We start from the raw sequence: 16032 nt of genomic DNA, 5'->3' as shown, positions 1-16032 counted from the left end.
TCTCCTCCCCTCCAGTCAAACTCACCTAAGGAAAACTCCAGATGGCAGCCAAAGAAGTCAAATTCTCGGTTGAAGCGCGCGACAAGATGCTGCGCGGCGTCGACGTTCTCGCCAATGCGGTGAAGGTCACGCTCGGTCCGAAGGGCCGCAACGTTGTGCTCGACAAGTCGTTCGGCGCTCCCCGCATCACCAAGGACGGCGTCACCGTCGCCAAGGAGATCGAGCTCGACGACAAGTTCGAGAACATGGGCGCGCAGATGGTGCGCGAAGTCGCCTCCAAGTCCGCTGACGCGGCCGGCGACGGCACCACCACCGCCACCGTGCTCGCCCAGGCGATCGTGAAGGAAGGCGCCAAGTCTGTCGCCGCCGGCATGAACCCGATGGACCTCAAGCGCGGCATCGACCTCGCGGTCGAAGCCGTCGTGGCCGACCTCGAGAAGAACTCGAAGAAGGTCACCTCGAACGACGAGATCGCCCAGGTCGGCACCATCTCGGCCAACGGCGATGCCGAAATCGGCAAGTTCCTCGCCGACGCCATGAAGAAGGTCGGCAACGAGGGCGTCATCACCGTCGAGGAAGCCAAGTCGCTCGAGACCGAGCTCGACGTGGTCGAGGGCATGCAGTTCGACCGCGGCTACATCTCGCCCTACTTCGTCACCAACGCCGACAAGATGCGCGTTGAGATGGACGACGCCTACATCCTCATCAACGAGAAGAAGCTCTCCTCGCTGAACGAGCTGCTGCCGCTGCTCGAGGCCGTGGTGCAGACCGGCAAGCCGCTGGTCATCGTCGCCGAGGACGTCGAAGGCGAAGCCCTCGCGACCCTCGTCGTGAACCGCCTGCGCGGCGGCCTCAAGGTCGCGGCCGTCAAGGCTCCGGGCTTCGGCGATCGCCGCAAGGCCATGCTGCAGGACATCGCGATCCTGACCGGCGGCCAGGCGATCTCGGAAGACCTCGGCATCAAGCTCGAGAACGTCACGCTCAACATGCTCGGTCGCGCCAAGAAGGTGATGATCGACAAGGAGAACACCACGATCGTCAACGGCGCCGGCAAGAAGGCCGACATCGAGGCGCGCGTGGCCCAGATCAAGGCGCAGATCGAGGAGACCACCTCGGACTACGACCGTGAGAAGCTCCAGGAGCGTCTCGCCAAGCTCGCGGGCGGCGTCGCGGTGATCCGCGTCGGCGGCGCGACCGAGGTCGAGGTGAAGGAGCGCAAGGATCGCGTTGATGACGCGATGCATGCGACCCGCGCGGCCGTGGAAGAAGGCATCGTTCCGGGCGGCGGCGTTGCCCTGCTCCGTGCCTCCGAGCAGCTCAAGGGTCTGCGCACCAAGAACGACGACCAGAAGACCGGCGTCGAGATCGTGCGCAAGGCGCTGTCGGCCCCCGCTCGCCAGATCGCGATCAACGCCGGTGAAGACGGCTCGGTGATCGTCGGCAAGATCCTGGAGAACAAGGCCTACAATTACGGCTTCGACTCCCAGACCGGCGAATATGCCGACCTCGTCAAGAAGGGCATCATCGACCCGACCAAGGTGGTCCGTACCGCGATACAGAACGCTGCCTCGGTGGCCGCGCTCCTGATCACCACGGAAGCCATGGTCGCCGAGCTGCCCAAGAAGGGCGGCGCCGGCCCCGCGATGCCTCCGGGCGGCGGCATGGGCGGCATGGACTTCTGATCCAGCCTCTCAGGCACGATACGAATGCGAAACCCCGGCAGCGATGCCGGGGTTTTTGTTTTGGGGAGCACGTCATTCCGGGGCGCGCCCCTCTTGGGCGCGAGCCCGGAATCCATAACCACGAAACTCACGGGCGACGGGCATAGCGGGCCCACTCCATCTGGCTGTGATTATGGATTCCGGGCTCGCGCCCAAGGGGGCGCGCCCCGGAATGACAAGGAGTGCAGGATGAACCTTATTTGGTCAGCCCCGGATAGAGATCATCCCAATTTGGGTTCTGCTCCTCGATGAGACGCGTCTTCCAGTCACGTCGCCATTTCTTGAGCTCCTTCTCGCGGGCATTGGCGCTCACGGCATCGTCGTAGATTTCGAACAAGACGAGCTTGTCGACGCCGTACTTGCTCGTGAAGCCGGGGACGGTCTTCGTTCTGTGCTGATACACTCGGCGCACCAGGTCGTTGGTCACGCCGATGTAGAGCGTGCCGTGTTTCTTGCTCGCAAGGATGTAGACATAGTAGGCCATTCCCGTCCGCCTGTGATTATGGATTCCGGGCTCGGCGCTGCGCGCCGCCCCGGAATGACGGAGCAAGCCTCACTCCACCTTCCCGAGCCGCTCGAAGCGCGGCTCGCCGTCTTCATCCAGCGACCAGAAGATCCGCGTCACCTTGCCGATGAGATTGTCCATCGGCACGAAGCCGAACGTCGACTGCACGCGGCTGTCGGTGGAATTGTCGCGGTTGTCGCCGAGCACGAAGATGTGGCCCGGCGGCACCGTGAAGACGTCTGTGTTGTCGAGATAGCCGTTGTCGAGGCAGTCGTAGGTCACATAGGACGCACCGCTCGGCAGCGTCTCGCGCCAGCGCTTGACGGCGGCGCGGTCGTCGACACCGCAGGCGTCGCCGGCAAATGTCGCCTCCAGGGCGACGCGGGTCACCGGGCGGCCGTTGAGGATGAGCCGGCCCTGCCGCATCTGGATGCGGTCTCCGGGCAGGCCGACGACGCGTTTGACGTAGTCGGCAGAACTGTCCTTCGCCGTCCGGAATACCACGATATCCCCGTATTCGGGATCGGCGGCGAGGATGCGGCCCGAGATCCAGGACGACGCGAATGGGAGGGAATAGCGGCCATACCCGTAAGCGTATTTCGCGGCGAAGACGTAGTCGCCGACCATCAGCGCCGGTGTCATCGAACCGGACGGAATGTTGAACGGCTGATACAGGACGAAGCGAAACAGGATCACCGGCGACCACAGCACCGGGATCATGAGGATCAGGACGACGATCGCCTTCCAGTCGCTGGATCGTGCCGCGGGGCGGATCGATTCCTGAAGAACGGTCATGGGCCTTCCCTGATCAAGACGTTGCGGCCCCAAGATGACGCAACCTGCGAGCGCGCCCAATCCCCGACGAGCTCAAATTTGGTCGCGCCTCGCGCCGATCGCGTTCATCGCAGACGGCAGCAACGCCAATGTGAAGGGCCGCCCGTGGGCGGCCCTTCGGTCATGCGCTCTCGTGCGCCTTCAGACGCACGAGCCGGGTCAGGAGGGCATCGAGGCCCTGGCCCTCACCGGCATGGAGGTCGATGCGGCCGACCTTCTCGACCAGCCGCTCCAGCGACTCCAGCTCCTTGAGCCGAAGCAGCAGGGGGTTCTCCTCCATCAGGCGGGCAGTGTTCAGGAGCGAACGCGTCGCCGCGGTCTCCTCCTGCCGGCGGATCAGGTTCGCCTTCGCGACCCGCTCCGCCTCCACCACCTTGTTCACCAGCTCCCGGATCTCGCCGGGCAGGATCACGTCCTTGACGCCGAGCTCGGTCACCTCCACGCCTGATACCGCGACGCGTGCACGCACATAGTCGCGCAGCTCCGCATCCAGCGCCGCCTTCGCAGACAGCACCTCGTCCAGCGTCCGGCCCGCCACCGCCTCGCGGATCGCGAACTGCACCAGGCGGTACAGCCACGCATCCACGTCGGGCACGGTCGCCACCGTGCGCTCGGGATCGACGATGCGGCGGAACGCCGTCAGCGTCACCCGCAGCGCGATGCGATCCTTGGTCAGCATCTCCTGCGCGGTGATCTCGACCGCCTGGGGCCGCAGGTCGAGGCGCTTCACCTCGATCTTGCGGCCGACGGTCCAGAAGGCGTGCCGGCCGGGCGCGAGCCGCTCCACGAGCCGGCCCTCGACATAGAGCAGGCCCGCTTCGTGGTTCTCGACCACAGTCTCGCTCATGACGGTCGAGCGGCTGCGCTCGATCATGGTGAGGTGCCGCGCGTCGACCCTGACGTCGCTGGACACATCGATGCGCTCGACATCGATGCGCGTTGCGACCTTCCAGTAGACGCGCACCTGCCAAGGCGTCATCAGATGCACGGGCCGGCCGTCGAGGCTGACGATGGCGATCTCGTCCGCCTTGGTCTCGACCGCCTCGAACAGCTCGGCGGCAAGATCAGGCCGCGCGGCCTTCAGCACTGCGTAGCGCTCCGCAGGAAATTCGCTGCGGACCACGTCGAGCACCTCGGCCTTCAGCTCGTGCAGGGGATCGAACAGGCGATGCTTGCCGGGCGCGAGCACGCGCACGAGCTGCCCGTTGCGCGTCAGCAACGCACGCTCGCCATCCTTCACCGTCACGTTCAGCATCAGCAAATGCCAAGTCTTGTTCAAAGTCATGGCACGCCTCCTTCAGTTGCCTCCGGCCGAGCGCGGCCGGATAGCGGGTTACACCTGCAAAGGACGTGAGGACGCGGACGACGCTTCCCGCGAAATCGGCGGGCCGGGGCTTGAGCTTGCATGACGACGGGCGCACGCGCGCGATCGCGCGAGACGTGTCGCGCGGCCGTGCGGAGCCACCCGGCATCAGCGCAAGCGGTATCTACCCGCGGCGCAAAGCCGGTCTCACAGTGTCTAGGTTCGGACGGAAAGCCTTGCGGCAAAACGGCCGGACCGCGACTGAAGCGCGCGTCCGGTCCTCGTCAGAGGTATCAGCGTTTCACGCTGAGACGGAGCGCTGGAGCGGGATTCGAACCCGCGACCCGATGAGTAAAAGTCATCTGCTCTACCAAACTGAGCTATCCTTTGTGCAAGAGACCGGAATCGAACCGATGCCTTCGGGTGTTCAACCCGACGCTCTCCATGAGCTACGTCCTGCGTTTCTCCTTCATTCGGCGGAACACGAAACCGGCAAGACCCGGCCCGCGCCAGTCGGGATCTCAGCGAGCCCGAACCCATGGCCTAGCGAAGGACGGCGCTAATAGACCAGGCACGTTCGGGTTGCAAGGGGGCGGCTGAAGTTTTTTCGTCGCAGCGTGCGCTGCGTGGCGCGATGATTGCGGCGATATGCGACGTCAATTGCGCGAGATGTCCTGGAAGCACGCCCTCACCCACGCGATCGTCACGCGTGTCGCGGGATCGCGCTTGAGGTGGTTCTGCACGAGCAGCCAGACGTCGCGGCGCTTCGGCAGCAGGGTGGCGCGCAGGCTGCGGTCGGCGAGCAGGGCTAAGCAGCTGTGCTCGGGCAGCACGCCGATGGCCTGATGCGACTGGATCATGGTGCGGATGATGCGGATATTGTCGGTGACGCAGCGCACGTTCGTCAGCCGCTTCGCACGCAAGAACTGCGCTTCCGGGATCGCGTCGAGCTCGTCCGGATAGACGCACGCAACGGGCTCGCGGCCGCCGCGGTCCGCGGGCTCGAAGAAGTACAGCCTGACGTCGCCGAGCTTGGAGATGGTGAAATCGCCCTTCTCCGGCTTGCGCAGGCGGATGGCGAGATCGGCCTGCCAGCGCGAGAACTTGACGTTGCCGCTCGCGGTGAGGAATTGCAGCGTCAGTCCCGGATGATCGCGCAGGAAGCTGCTCGCATGCGGCGCCAGCAGCTCTTCGGCGACCGCATTGGTCGAGGCGATGCGCAGCCGCCCGACCGGGCCGGCCTGGCCCTCCTTGATGCGGTCGATCGCCGCCGCATGCGCGGCCATCGCACCGACATGCGCGAGCACCGCCTCGCACTGGCGCGTCGGCCGCCGCACGCCGTCCACCGCATCGAACAGCTTCACGCCGAGATCGCGCTGGATGCGCGCAAGCCTGCGGCCGACGGTGGTCTCGTCGATGCGCAGCCGCGCGCTGGCGCCGGCATAGGTGCCCTCGTCCCTGACCGCGGCGATGATGCGCAGATCGTCCCAGTTCATCGGGCGAGCTTAGCAGGCGGCGCCGCTGCCTGCAAATTTGCAGCCATCAGCTGCAATAGTCCTGCACAATAGCAGGCTGCTGCTGCGCTAGTGTCGAAGCATCCGAATTCACGAAGGCCTGACGGCATGACCACTCCAAAGACGCTGCTCGAACTCGCCGGCGCCGATCTCGATCCGCCCAAGCTCAACGAGACATGCCTCGTTCTAATCGACATCCAGAACGAATATTGCGCCGGCCCACTCGCCCTGCCCGATGCGCAAGCAGCGATCGCCGCGGCTGCGCGCCTACTCGCGCGCGCACGGGAGAGCGGAGCTGCGATCTTCCACGTCGCGCACAAGGGTCGCGCCGGCGGCCTGTTCGACCGCGAGGCGGCGCGCGGCGCGATCGTCGAACGCCTGACGCCGCTCGCGACCGAGCCCGTGATCGAGAAGGCGCTGCCGAATGCCTTCGCCGGCACCGACCTGCAGGCCCGGCTGGCCGCGACCGGACGCAAGAACATCGTGCTCGCAGGGTTCATGACGCATATGTGCGTGTCTTCGACCGCGCGCGCCGCGCTCGATCTCGGCCTGCGCACGACGATCGCGGCCGACGCCTGCGCCACGCGCGATCTTCCCGATGGGCGCGGCGGCACGCTGCCGGCGAGAATCGTTCACGAGGTCGCTCTGGCCGAATTGTCGGACCGCTTCGCGATCATCGCGCAGAGCGACGTGCTGACCTGAGGAGACCTTCCCGATGCTGCAGCTCTATTTCTTTCCGATGGCCTGCTCGCTCTCGAGCCACATCGCGTTGCTTTAGGCCGGAATCGAGGCGCAGTATCACCTCGCCCATATCTGGACCAAGCGGCTCGTGGACGACGGCCGCGACTTCCGTGAGGTGTCACCGAAGGGCGCGGTGCCGGTCCTGGTGCTGGAGAACGGCGAGCGGCTGACGGAAAGCGCAGCGGTGCTGCAATACATCGCCGATGTGAAGCCGGAGGCACGCCTTGCGCCGCGGCCCGGCGACATCGATCGTTATCGCCTGCAGGAATGGCTGAGCTTCGTCGGCGCCGAGATCCACAAGGCGTTCCTGTTTCCAACCTTCTGGTACAAGGACGACGGCTCGCTGGCCAAGCCGCGCGCGAGGATCATGCAGACATTGTCGGTGCCGGCAGCGCATCTGGCGGGCCGCGAATTCCTCGTCGGCGACGCCTTCACCGTGGCCGATGCCCATCTCACCTGGACCTTGCTTCTGCTCCGTCCGGCAGGGATCGACATCGCGCAATGGCCACCGCTCGCGGCCTATCTCGAACGCATGCAGGCCCGCCCCGCGGTCCGGCGCGCGATCGCGACCGAGATGGCGCTGCGCAAGACCGTTGCGGCCTGAGCTCGCCTCACTCCACCCGCGCCAGCACCGCGAGCTTGCGGATGCCCTTGTTGCGGTAGGCGTCGAGGAACGCGTAGTAATCCTTGAACGACACGCAGCCGTTGGAATCGCCGCCCGGCCCGAGCATGAAGGTGTGGGCGAGCAGGCCGTCGCGGCCGTAGATCGCGCTCTCGCCGCCGATCGGGGTGAGGCGCAGCGCCGGCACGCCGTGGAACAGCGCCTCGCGCGGTTTCAGCGTATAGATGTGCGGCGGCGTCACGCCGCGCATGCGCAGGCGGCGCGAGTCCGGATCGTCGCGGTTGGCGCCAAGGCCGGAATGCGCCTCGAGCCTGGTGCCGTCAGGCAGATACACCATCTTGGCCGTGATGTCGTAGACCGCGGTGTCCCGCTCGTAAGGCGGAGCGCCGCCGAACATCGGGTTCTGCTCCTTCGGGGCGATGGACGCAGTGATGCTGGCATCGGCCGAGGCGTAGGCGAGCAGCCCGCCGGACGCTTCGCGCTTGCCCCACAGCTTTTCCACCATCGCCTGGCGCGGAGCGGTGATCGACATCACCGCGGCCTTGGCACGGTCGGCGAAGGATTTTTGCTTGGCTTCGGGCGCCGGCACGATCTCGGCCGGGTCGGCCGAGGCGAGTTGCAGCTGGGCAGCCGGCGCGCGCTTGGTCTTCTCCGCGGTGTTATCGGCGCCCTTGGCTGCCGGCTTCAGCGCTTCCGCGACCTTCGCGATCACGCCCTGCTTCGGGGCGTCTTTGGCCACCGCAACGACCTGCGCCGGGGGTGCGGCGCTTGTGGCATTCGATGGCACGCCCTGCGTTGCGGCCGCGGCAAAGCGCTCGTTGAACATCTCGCGCGAGATTGGAGCTGCGACCTGGAGGCGGTCGGGCAGCAGCGCGAAGGTTTCCTTGATGGCCTCGCCGGCCTCGCGCAGCGCCACCCTGGGCGCGCGCTTGATCACCGGCTCGTCGTAGCCGCTGCTGCCGACTGAGGGATAGACGCTCGCGCCGAAGATATTGCTGTGGATGGTCCACCCGGCGCCCACCACGGCGCAGCCGATCGCCGCGGCGCCAAGCCAATTGATCGTGATCATTTTCCGGGAAGATTTCCGCGAATTATTCTTCGAGAAATTCTTGGACTTCCGTGCCGCGTTACTCTGCGCAGCGATACTCGTACTCATTCGCCTTGCGTCCAGGACGGTGTCACTCAGTCCCCCTTCGAAGTGCCGCTGGTCACGATCCGGGAACAGCATCTCGCAGAGGGTCGGAGCGTCATTAAGGCGACTTTTAGTTAAATGCGGATTAAGTTCGGGCGGATCTGCGACAACTCGTTAACGCTGTCCCGTTTTGAGAAAAAGCCCGCAGAACTACGGACTTAGTCGGGTCTGTTAACTATAATTCTCGGCCGGTTCACCAGACTCTCGGACGTCTGCGCCCACATCCATGACGCACTTGAGAACGTCATTTTCGTGGCCCTCCACTGCCCCCGAACGTAACGCGCCAGCGTTGCGCGAGGCTGGTGGACGACACGTCGGATTGGCCTCGTCGGCCGCGCGGGAATGTTGCATGCTTATGTCGCGCCGGGCGACCTCACGCGGCACGGCGCCGTGATTGAAAGTTGATCGCCTCGGTTCTGGACATCGCGGGTGCGAGAAAATAGCTCCCACTTCGGCACTTTTCAGCAGCCTCTGCGCGTGATACGGTACCGTATCATCCTGCCCTGAGCTGTGCCGAGCACGCAAACGGAGGCTGGCATGAGAGGGATCGCGCGCGCGGGGTTTTTCGCCCTGGCGGGGTCGTTTCTGTTGATCGGATCTGCGACTGCGCAGCCTGCGGCGAATGCGGGCTGCACGGCATCGCCGTCGGCTGCCGGGACGCAGACCTGGCGCTGCGACAACGGCATCACCATCGTTGCGGAAAACGGCGCCAGATTTGAACTTAAGGACGCCAACCGCGACGGACATATAGACTCCGTGGAGTTGAGCAGCAAAGCGCTGCTGATCGAGGTGCCCAAGAAGCCGCGCGGCAATCCCTTCAAGGTGCTGACGCCGCAAGCGATCGCCGCAGTGCGCGGCACGAAATGGGCGGTCGATGCCGCCGACGCCAAGACTTCCGTGTTCGTCGCAGACGGCCGGGTCGGCGTGAGCCGCAGGGCTCGTGGACGCGGCGTCGTGCTCGGCCCCGGCGAAGGCGTCGATGTCGAGCCAACCGGTCCGTTGACCGTCAAGACCTGGGGCCAGCCGCGCGTCGACGCGCTCATGGCCAGACTCGGGCAATGAGCCGGGGCCGGCAAGGCCCGGCCCATGAGATTTGGATTATACGATTGCAAGACCGCATGCGCAGCCGACGCGTTCAGATCCTGGTGGCACTCGTCCTCACCGCGGTGTGGGGCGCGGGCATCTATGCCACGCACGCCCACGGCCATCTGCGCTTTCTAGACCGCCTCGAAGCCACGTTGACGGATTGGCGAACGCAGGCGCGCGGCGTGCGGCGTCCGCCGGATTTCGTCACCATCGTTGCGATCGACGACACCGTCGTGAAGCGCGGCGGCACCTATCCACTGCCGCGCGCCGATCTTGCCCGCGTGGTCGATACCATCGTGCAGTTTAAGCCGAAGGTCGTGGCGATCGACCTGCTGCTGGTCGACCGCAGCGCCGCGATCGGCGATGCGACGCTGGCCAACACATTGGCCACCGGCCGCATGGTGCTCGCCGCCGCCGCGATCTTCCCCTCGGCCAGCGAAACCGTGTCACCCAGCAGCGAAGGTCCGCTGGCCGTGCTGCCGGAGGCCGAGCGCTTTCTGCAGCCATTGCCCGCATTCGCCGATCACGCCGAGGTCGGCATCGTCAACGTCGCGACCGGGCAATCGGGCTCGCCGCTCTCGGTGCCGATGCTGTTCCGGACCCGCGACAAGGTCGAGCTGTCGTTTCCGTTGCGCGTTGCGGCGCGCGCGCTCGACGAGCCGCTGACCGTCGCGCCGGGCCATCTCATGCTCGGCGATCGCGTGGTGCCGACCGACAGCAATCTGGCATTGCCGATCACCTATTACGGCCCGCGCCGCACCATCCGTACCGTCAGCGCACAGAGCATCTTCGACGGCACGCTCGATCGCGCGGCCATCGAGAACCGGATCGTCGTGATCGGCGCCTCCGTCGCCGGCGGCGGCGACTTCTATCCGACGCCGTTCGATTCCCTGATGCCCGGCGTCGAGGTGGTCTCGACCGCAATCACGCATCTCGTCGCCGGCGACGCCATCCTGCGTGACCACCGCGTCCGCATTGCCGACGCGCTCACGGCGATCCTGCTGCCGGTGCTGCTGGTCGGCCTGCTCGCCTGGCGGCGCATCGCACTCGGCACCATGGCGGCGGCCGCGGTGATGATCGCCTGGGCCGGGCTCAACCTGTTCGCGTTCACGCACGGCGTCTGGCTGAACGCCGCGACCACGCTCGCCGCCGCCGTGCCGCCGGTTGCGGTCTTTGCCGGCGTGCAGCTGTGGGCCGGAGGCCGCCGCACGCAATATTTCGCCGCTAAGAGCAGGTCGCTTGCGCAATTCCAGGCTCCGGCGCTGCGGGATTGGCTCTCGCGAGATCCGAACTTCCTGTCGAAGCCGGTGCGGCAGGATGCAGCCGTGGTGTTCGTCGATCTCTCCGGTTTCACCGGTTTGAGCGAGCGGATCGATCCGGACGAGCTCACGGATATTCTGAAGGCGTTTCATGCGCTGATCGACCGGATCGCGATCGATTGCGGCGGCATGATCACGGGCTTTCTCGGCGACGGCGCCATGATCCTGTTCGGGCTGCCGCGCGCCATGCCCGACGATTCGGCGCGCGCGCTGAAATGCGCGGTCGATCTGCATCGCGGCCTCGCACGCTGGATCGCCTCGCTGCCGCCGGCGATCGCAGGTCAGCTTGGCTACAAGATCGGCGCGCATTGCGGCCCGATCGTCGCCTCGCGACTCGGCGAAAGCCATCAGCACATCACGGCGACGGGCGACACCGTCAACGTCGCAAGCCGGCTGATGGAGATTGCCGCCCAGAACGATGCGCGCCTTGCGCTGAGCGACACGCTGCTGGATGCGGCCGACTTCCAGGGCGCGCCCGACGGCGTTCTGTCCGGCCCCCTGCTCGCCCGGGTCCGCGGCCGTTCCGGCGTCGTGACTGTCTGGTTCTGGCGCGATCGCGATGGGCCGGGACAGGATGCTGACAAGGCCGAGATGATCGATTAAGCCGCTAGAGATGATCCGGAAAACCTAAAGCGCGACGATGATTCATCCTAATCGCATCGCGCTTTAGCGCGCTTCCGGCGGCGGCGAACGGTCCAGCACCTCGCCCTTGGCGACTTCCAGCAGGTCGATGCCGTAGGTCTCGACCACGAGCGGCCCGCGCTTGCGCTGCAATTGCGCCACCTGCGTCACCTTTGCAAAGAGAGCATTGAGGGCAGGATGACCGTCGGCGCGCAGCTCGTCGACATAGAGCAGCTTGCCGGCGAGCAGCTTGGGATCGGGTTCGGCCATGTTGACCCAGCGGATGCGCTGGCTTTGCTGCGCGACGCAGGTGCCGCGCGGCAGATAGAATGCGAGCCAGCTCGTGGTGCCGTAATCCTGCGCCAGCACGCAGGTGGCGCCACTGCGCGCGCGCACCGCTTCGATTCCGGCCGCGAGCTCGCGCCAGCCGACACCGACACTGCGCACGGTGGCATCGCGGCGATATCCGGACAACCAGCCGGTATTGGCCTGCACGATCAAGGCGGCAAACATGACGATGCCCACAGGCGCGGCCCAGCGCAGGCAAACGTCGACGAGGCGCCGCTGACGCGGCTTCCATTGCGCAAGATTGGCCGCGGCGGCCGCGGCTATGACGAACGGCGGATACACCGGCGCGAACCAGTTGGCCTCGACGCGCGCATGCAGCGAATGCCAGACGAAATAGACGACGATGGTCCAGAACATCGTCTCGATCAGCACGCGCGAGGGCAGCGCGCCGACGCGCTGCCAGGTCAGCGCATGCAGGCCCATGGCGCCGAGGATGAAGACCAGCGGGGTTGCGAACGCGATCTGGGTCGGGATCAGCTCGGCGATGAAGACGGGGCGGAAGTCCTCGATCCTGGCGCGGCCGAGCTGCTTTGCGAACGAGACCCATTGATGGTCGGCATTCCAGAGGATCACCGGCGAGAACAGTGCCAGCGCCACGAGGCCGCCGAGATAGGGCCAGGGCGAGAGGAACCAGCGCCGCAGCTTCGGCACGCAAGCGAGCCAGATCAGGATCGCGGCGCCAAAGAACATCGCGGTGTATTTCGACAATAGCGCCGCGCCGACGGCGGCGCCGACCGCGAGCCACCAGGCGCCGCGTCCGGTCTCCAGCACCTTGGCGAGAAAGAACAGCACGAAGCTGGAGGCGACCAGCAGCGGCGCATCGGGCGTGACGATCAGCGTGCCGACGGAAGCCAGCAGCGTCACGTTGAGCAGGATGGCGCTGGTCGCGGCCACACGCACCCCGCCGAACAGAATTGCGGCGGAGCGATAGACCGCATAGCTCATCGGCAGCGCGAGCAGGATCGAGACGAGGCGGACGCCGAGCTCGGTATCGCCCGCGATCATGGTGCCGGCGCGGATCACATAGGCGACCATGGGCGGGTGGTCGTAATAGCCCCCGGCGAGGCTCTTCGACCACATCCAGTAATAGGCTTCGTCGAACGTGATCGGCGTGAAGGCGGCTGCGACGAGCCGCAATCCCACCAGCGCGACAATCAGCAGCGCGGTGTTGCGGACGATCCGCGCGTCGGCCCCGCCCATCACGCGCTATTTCTTGCGCCAGACGAACAGTCCGGACATCGCGTAGTTCCACACCACGCCCATCAACGCGCCGGCCAGGCCGGCCAGCCACCAGATCGGCTCCTGGTCGTAGACCGAGAAGGCGACGCCGACATTGGCGAGCAGGCCGACGCTGCACACGATGTAGAAGGCGATCAGGCCGCGCAGCAGCGCAAAGCCCTTCAGCCGCTGGTCGCGATAGGTGAGGAAATTGTTGAGGATGAAATTACTGGTCATGGCGACGATGGCGCCGGCGGCCTGCGCCTCCGGGAACGGCACGTTGAACAGGCGAAGCGCGATGAACAGCGTGGTCAGGTGCACCACGAGGCCGATGCCGCCAACCATCGCGAACAGGATGAAGCGCAGCGAGACGATGTCGTTGGTCAGCTTGGCGAAGACGAGACCAAGGAAGTCGAGCGCGACCATGGAATCGAGCTTGCTCTCGCCGTGCTGGCGGGCGCCGAAGGTGTAGGGAATCTCGACCGCCCGCAAGCTGCCATGCGCGGTCGCGACGATGTCGAGCAGGATCTTGAAGCCGTGCACGGAGAGTTTTGGCGCGAGCTGCTCGAAGCGGTCGCGGCGGATCATGAAGAAGCCGCTCATGGGGTCGGCAATCTCGACCCGCAGCATCTTCTTGGCGACCTCGGTCGCGAGCGCGCTGGCGCCAGCGCGCTGCCTGTTGAAGCCTTCGCTCTTGTAGCCCTCGATGTAGCGGCTGCCGACGACGAGGTCGGCCTGATCGCTCGCGAGCAAGAGCAGCATCTTGGGCAGCTGGGTCTCGTCATGCTGGAGGTCGGCATCGATCACGGCCACATAGGGCGCGCTGGAGGCAAGGATGCCCTCGATGCAGGCGCCCGACAGGCCGCGGCGGCCGATGCGGCGGACGCAGCGCACGCGGCTGTCGCGCTGCGCCAGCTCACGCACGACATCCCAGGTGCCGTCGGGCGAATTGTCGTCGACGAACACGACTTCCCAGACGACGTTGGCGAGCGTCGCCTCGAGGCGCCGGTACAGCACGGTGACGTTGTCGCGCTCGTTGAAAGTTGGGACGATGACCGACAGTTCCGGCCCCTCGTGGGCTTGGTTGTCGATGCCCGGTCTGATCGCTTCGTTCATGACGGCAGCGTATATCCGCCGCATCCTGCGCTGCCAAGCCGGGGGTCTGGGGAAGGGCCGAAAAGGGGCCTAAAATGCCAACGACCCCGGAACGGCGGGCCGCGCGTACATCCGGCGCAAGCCTTAAGCTATTCCAAGGTCGTTCCAGCGACGGAGGTCTTTACGCTCAACGTCGCCGTTAGAAGCTAGATGGGAATGGCAAAAGCGTTCCGCAAGGGGCGGAAATCCGATTTTCAAACCCTATTGGTTGGGCACTTCCCGGATGACCGGCCCGCGCGGCGCGGGCGCGACCGGGGCTGCGGGTGCCGCCGCCGCCGGCTCGGCCTTCGCCGGCTTGGGCGGCTTGCCGTACTGGCCGATCGGCCCGAACACGACGGCAACCGCAAGGACGACCGCCGCGACGATCGCCCCCAGAATGCCACCCACCGACTCAGACGACATGCAAGTTCCTGCTCCAGACGGGCTCACTGATACCATGGATGAGCGCGCGACTGGAAGGCCCAGGGCGAATCGCGAATCGCGAATGGCGAATGAGCATGGCCTGCCTTGTCGCCCTATTCGCCATTCGCCACTCCCCTACTTCTGGGGCGGCCGGTGCTTGACGAAGGCCATCACGATGTCCTTCTGCGCCGCCTCCACCGCTCTGTTCGCGGTGGCGAGATGAGCGCCGGCATCGATATCAGGATATTGCGTGGTGAGATAATCGAGCAGCGTCACCCGGTAATATTGCCGCTCCGATGGACAGGCTCCCGCAACCGAGCGGCCGAAATCCTGCTCCGACAGGCCCTGATTGGACTCGCGCGAATATTCCCGCGCGAGGCAATGCCAATAGTCGTCGCGGCCCTGCTGAGCGAGCTTCTGCGCGCCCTTCGTGTCGTCGTCATCCGCCACGGCAGAACTTGTCATGGCAGCAGATGTCATCATGACGAGTGCGCCCCCCACCAGCAGCATCCGCATCTTGTTCTCCTTCTTCGCGGGCCCGTCGCGAGCTTAGACCGGACCGGCCAACTGGCCAATCACATCTGGTTTGATTAGGATGAGATCCCTCCCCGTCGATGCGAGATCCTCCCGTGGCCAAAGCAAAAACTGCGTCCAAAAAATCCGGCAACATCTTCATCGGTATCGGCGGCTGGACCTTCGAGCCCTGGCGCGGCGTGTTCTATCCGGAGAAGCTGGCGCAGGCGAAGGAGCTGTCCTATGCCGCCTCGAAGCTGACCTCGATCGAGATCAACGGCACCTATTACGGCTCGCAGAAGCCGGAGAGCTTTCGCAAATGGGCGAGCGAGGTGCCTGACGGTTTCGTGTTCTCGGTGAAGGGACCGCGCTTCGCGACCAACCGCCGCGTGCTCGCCGAGGCCGGTGATTCCGTCAAGCGGTTCTACGATTCCGGCGTGCTGGAACTCGGCGATCATCTCGGGCCGGTGCTGTGGCAGTTTGCGCCGACGAAGAAGTTCGATGGCGCCGATTTCGGCAAGTTCCTGGAGCTGTTGCCGCGCAAGCTCGAGGGGCGCGCGCTGCGCCATGTCGTGGAAGTGCGCCATGACAGCTTCTGCACGCCGGACTTCGTGGCGCTGATCCGCGAGTTCGAGACGCCCGTGGTTTTCGCCGAGCACGGCAAATATCCCGCCATCGCAGATGTCGCCGGCGATTTCGTCTATGCGCGGCTGCAGAAGGGCGATGACGAGATCAAGACCTGCTATCCGCCAAAGCAGCTCGATGCCTGGGCCGAGCGCTTCCAAGCCTGGGCTTCCGGCGGCGAACCTGACGACCTTCCGAAGGTCGACAAGGCCAAGCCAAAAAAGGAGCCGCGCGACGTGTTCGCTTACGTCATCCACGAGGGCAAGGTGCGCGCACCGCACGGCGCCATGGAACTGATCGCACGGGTGAGTTGA

General features: G+C 65.6%; 14 protein-coding genes, 2 tRNA genes and 1 pseudogene. 6 read left to right on the top strand and 11 right to left on the bottom strand.

Features of this window, described 5'->3' with window-relative positions:
• Positions 1–41 precede the first annotated feature (41 nt).
• Entirely contained in the window at positions 42–1682 is a 1641-nt protein-coding gene (gene groL, locus ACTEK7_RS32395; RefSeq protein WP_057029537.1) for a chaperonin GroEL, read from the top strand.
• A gap of 235 nt (positions 1683–1917) precedes the next feature.
• On the opposite strand, the gene ACTEK7_RS32390 is transcribed toward groL, so the two are convergent.
• The 6 genes from ACTEK7_RS32390 to ACTEK7_RS32365 form a co-directional block, all read right to left on the bottom strand.
• Positions 1918–2205, bottom strand: coding sequence for a GIY-YIG nuclease family protein (locus tag ACTEK7_RS32390; protein ID WP_225147528.1), 288 nt, complete (start codon positions 2203–2205; stop codon positions 1918–1920).
• 69 nt (positions 2206–2274) lie between these two features.
• Positions 2275–3021, bottom strand: coding sequence for a signal peptidase I (lepB, locus tag ACTEK7_RS32385; RefSeq protein WP_225147529.1), 747 nt, complete (start codon positions 3019–3021; stop codon positions 2275–2277).
• A gap of 160 nt (positions 3022–3181) precedes the next feature.
• The gene (locus ACTEK7_RS32380) at positions 3182–4345 is read right to left on the bottom strand and encodes a slipin family protein (RefSeq protein ID WP_225147530.1); all 1164 of its coding nucleotides are present in this window, start codon (positions 4343–4345) and stop codon (positions 3182–3184) included.
• A gap of 338 nt (positions 4346–4683) precedes the next feature.
• Positions 4684–4749 (bottom strand) — tRNA-Lys (locus ACTEK7_RS32375).
• 4 nt (positions 4750–4753) lie between these two features.
• Positions 4754–4823, bottom strand: a tRNA-Phe gene (locus ACTEK7_RS32370).
• A 196-nt stretch (positions 4824–5019) separates the two neighbouring features.
• Positions 5020–5859: a LysR family transcriptional regulator gene (locus ACTEK7_RS32365; RefSeq protein WP_225147531.1), complete on the bottom strand. Its 840-nt coding sequence runs from the start codon at positions 5857–5859 to the stop codon at positions 5020–5022.
• A 126-nt stretch (positions 5860–5985) separates the two neighbouring features.
• Between ACTEK7_RS32365 and ACTEK7_RS32360 the strand changes: the two genes are divergently transcribed.
• Both ACTEK7_RS32360 and ACTEK7_RS32355 read left to right on the top strand, forming a co-directional pair.
• Complete coding sequence (locus tag ACTEK7_RS32360) at positions 5986–6579, top strand: cysteine hydrolase family protein (RefSeq protein WP_225147532.1); 594 nt, start codon at positions 5986–5988, stop codon at positions 6577–6579.
• A 13-nt stretch (positions 6580–6592) separates the two neighbouring features.
• Positions 6593–7222 (top strand): annotated as a pseudogene (locus ACTEK7_RS32355) (glutathione binding-like protein).
• Positions 7223–7229: 7 nt separating this feature from the next.
• Here the strand turns inward: ACTEK7_RS32355 and ACTEK7_RS32350 are convergent.
• The gene (locus ACTEK7_RS32350) at positions 7230–8309 is read right to left on the bottom strand and encodes a tlde1 domain-containing protein (protein WP_225147534.1); all 1080 of its coding nucleotides are present in this window, start codon (positions 8307–8309) and stop codon (positions 7230–7232) included.
• A 660-nt stretch (positions 8310–8969) separates the two neighbouring features.
• Between ACTEK7_RS32350 and ACTEK7_RS32345 the strand changes: the two genes are divergently transcribed.
• Both ACTEK7_RS32345 and ACTEK7_RS32340 read left to right on the top strand, forming a co-directional pair.
• Positions 8970–9494, top strand: coding sequence for a FecR domain-containing protein (locus ACTEK7_RS32345; RefSeq protein WP_036012807.1), 525 nt, complete (start codon positions 8970–8972; stop codon positions 9492–9494).
• A 56-nt stretch (positions 9495–9550) separates the two neighbouring features.
• Positions 9551–11440, top strand: a complete 1890-nt coding sequence (locus ACTEK7_RS32340) for a CHASE2 domain-containing protein (protein WP_109143267.1) — start codon at positions 9551–9553, stop codon at positions 11438–11440.
• Between the two features lie 63 nt (positions 11441–11503).
• Here ACTEK7_RS32340 and ACTEK7_RS32335 read toward each other — a convergent pair whose 3' ends face one another.
• The 4 genes from ACTEK7_RS32335 to ACTEK7_RS32320 all read right to left on the bottom strand — a co-directional run bounded on the left by ACTEK7_RS32335 (position 11504) and on the right by ACTEK7_RS32320 (position 15097).
• Positions 11504–13006, bottom strand: coding sequence for a glycosyltransferase family 39 protein (locus ACTEK7_RS32335; RefSeq protein ID WP_225147535.1), 1503 nt, complete (start codon positions 13004–13006; stop codon positions 11504–11506).
• Between the two features lie 6 nt (positions 13007–13012).
• Positions 13013–14140 carry a glycosyltransferase family 2 protein gene (locus ACTEK7_RS32330; protein WP_225124781.1) on the bottom strand — a complete coding sequence of 376 codons (1128 nt, stop codon included), beginning with the start codon at positions 14138–14140 and terminating at the stop codon, positions 13013–13015.
• Positions 14141–14380: 240 nt separating this feature from the next.
• Entirely contained in the window at positions 14381–14581 is a 201-nt protein-coding gene (locus tag ACTEK7_RS32325; protein WP_036027765.1) for a hypothetical protein, read from the bottom strand.
• Between the two features lie 135 nt (positions 14582–14716).
• Positions 14717–15097, bottom strand: coding sequence for a hypothetical protein (locus ACTEK7_RS32320; protein ID WP_036012816.1), 381 nt, complete (start codon positions 15095–15097; stop codon positions 14717–14719).
• A gap of 98 nt (positions 15098–15195) precedes the next feature.
• Between ACTEK7_RS32320 and ACTEK7_RS32315 the strand changes: the two genes are divergently transcribed.
• Positions 15196–16032, top strand: a complete 837-nt coding sequence (locus ACTEK7_RS32315; protein ID WP_225147536.1) for a DUF72 domain-containing protein — start codon at positions 15196–15198, stop codon at positions 16030–16032.

This window comes from Bradyrhizobium sp. JHI2711 (assembly GCF_056156565.1).
Note: the sequence above shows the minus strand (reverse complement) of the source record. Positions and strands in the feature narration are given on the sequence as shown.

What these genes read in the sequence shown, in the direction of transcription:
- groL (WP_057029537.1), top strand. Translation starts at nt 42, where the DNA reads ATGGCAGCCAAAGAAGTCAAATTCTCGGTTGAAGCGCGCGACAAGATG.
- ACTEK7_RS32390 (WP_225147528.1), bottom strand. Translation starts at nt 2,205, where the DNA reads ATGGCCTACTATGTCTACATCCTTGCGAGCAAGAAACACGGCACGCTC.
- lepB (WP_225147529.1), bottom strand. Translation starts at nt 3,021, where the DNA reads ATGACCGTTCTTCAGGAATCGATCCGCCCCGCGGCACGATCCAGCGAC.
- ACTEK7_RS32380 (WP_225147530.1), bottom strand. Translation starts at nt 4,345, where the DNA reads ATGACTTTGAACAAGACTTGGCATTTGCTGATGCTGAACGTGACGGTG.
- ACTEK7_RS32365 (WP_225147531.1), bottom strand. Translation starts at nt 5,859, where the DNA reads ATGAACTGGGACGATCTGCGCATCATCGCCGCGGTCAGGGACGAGGGC.
- ACTEK7_RS32360 (WP_225147532.1), top strand. Translation starts at nt 5,986, where the DNA reads ATGACCACTCCAAAGACGCTGCTCGAACTCGCCGGCGCCGATCTCGAT.
- ACTEK7_RS32350 (WP_225147534.1), bottom strand. Translation starts at nt 8,309, where the DNA reads ATGATCACGATCAATTGGCTTGGCGCCGCGGCGATCGGCTGCGCCGTG.
- ACTEK7_RS32345 (WP_036012807.1), top strand. Translation starts at nt 8,970, where the DNA reads ATGAGAGGGATCGCGCGCGCGGGGTTTTTCGCCCTGGCGGGGTCGTTT.
- ACTEK7_RS32340 (WP_109143267.1), top strand. Translation starts at nt 9,551, where the DNA reads ATGCGCAGCCGACGCGTTCAGATCCTGGTGGCACTCGTCCTCACCGCG.
- ACTEK7_RS32335 (WP_225147535.1), bottom strand. Translation starts at nt 13,006, where the DNA reads ATGGGCGGGGCCGACGCGCGGATCGTCCGCAACACCGCGCTGCTGATT.
- ACTEK7_RS32330 (WP_225124781.1), bottom strand. Translation starts at nt 14,140, where the DNA reads ATGAACGAAGCGATCAGACCGGGCATCGACAACCAAGCCCACGAGGGG.
- ACTEK7_RS32325 (WP_036027765.1), bottom strand. Translation starts at nt 14,581, where the DNA reads ATGTCGTCTGAGTCGGTGGGTGGCATTCTGGGGGCGATCGTCGCGGCG.
- ACTEK7_RS32320 (WP_036012816.1), bottom strand. Translation starts at nt 15,097, where the DNA reads ATGCGGATGCTGCTGGTGGGGGGCGCACTCGTCATGATGACATCTGCT.
- ACTEK7_RS32315 (WP_225147536.1), top strand. Translation starts at nt 15,196, where the DNA reads ATGCGAGATCCTCCCGTGGCCAAAGCAAAAACTGCGTCCAAAAAATCC.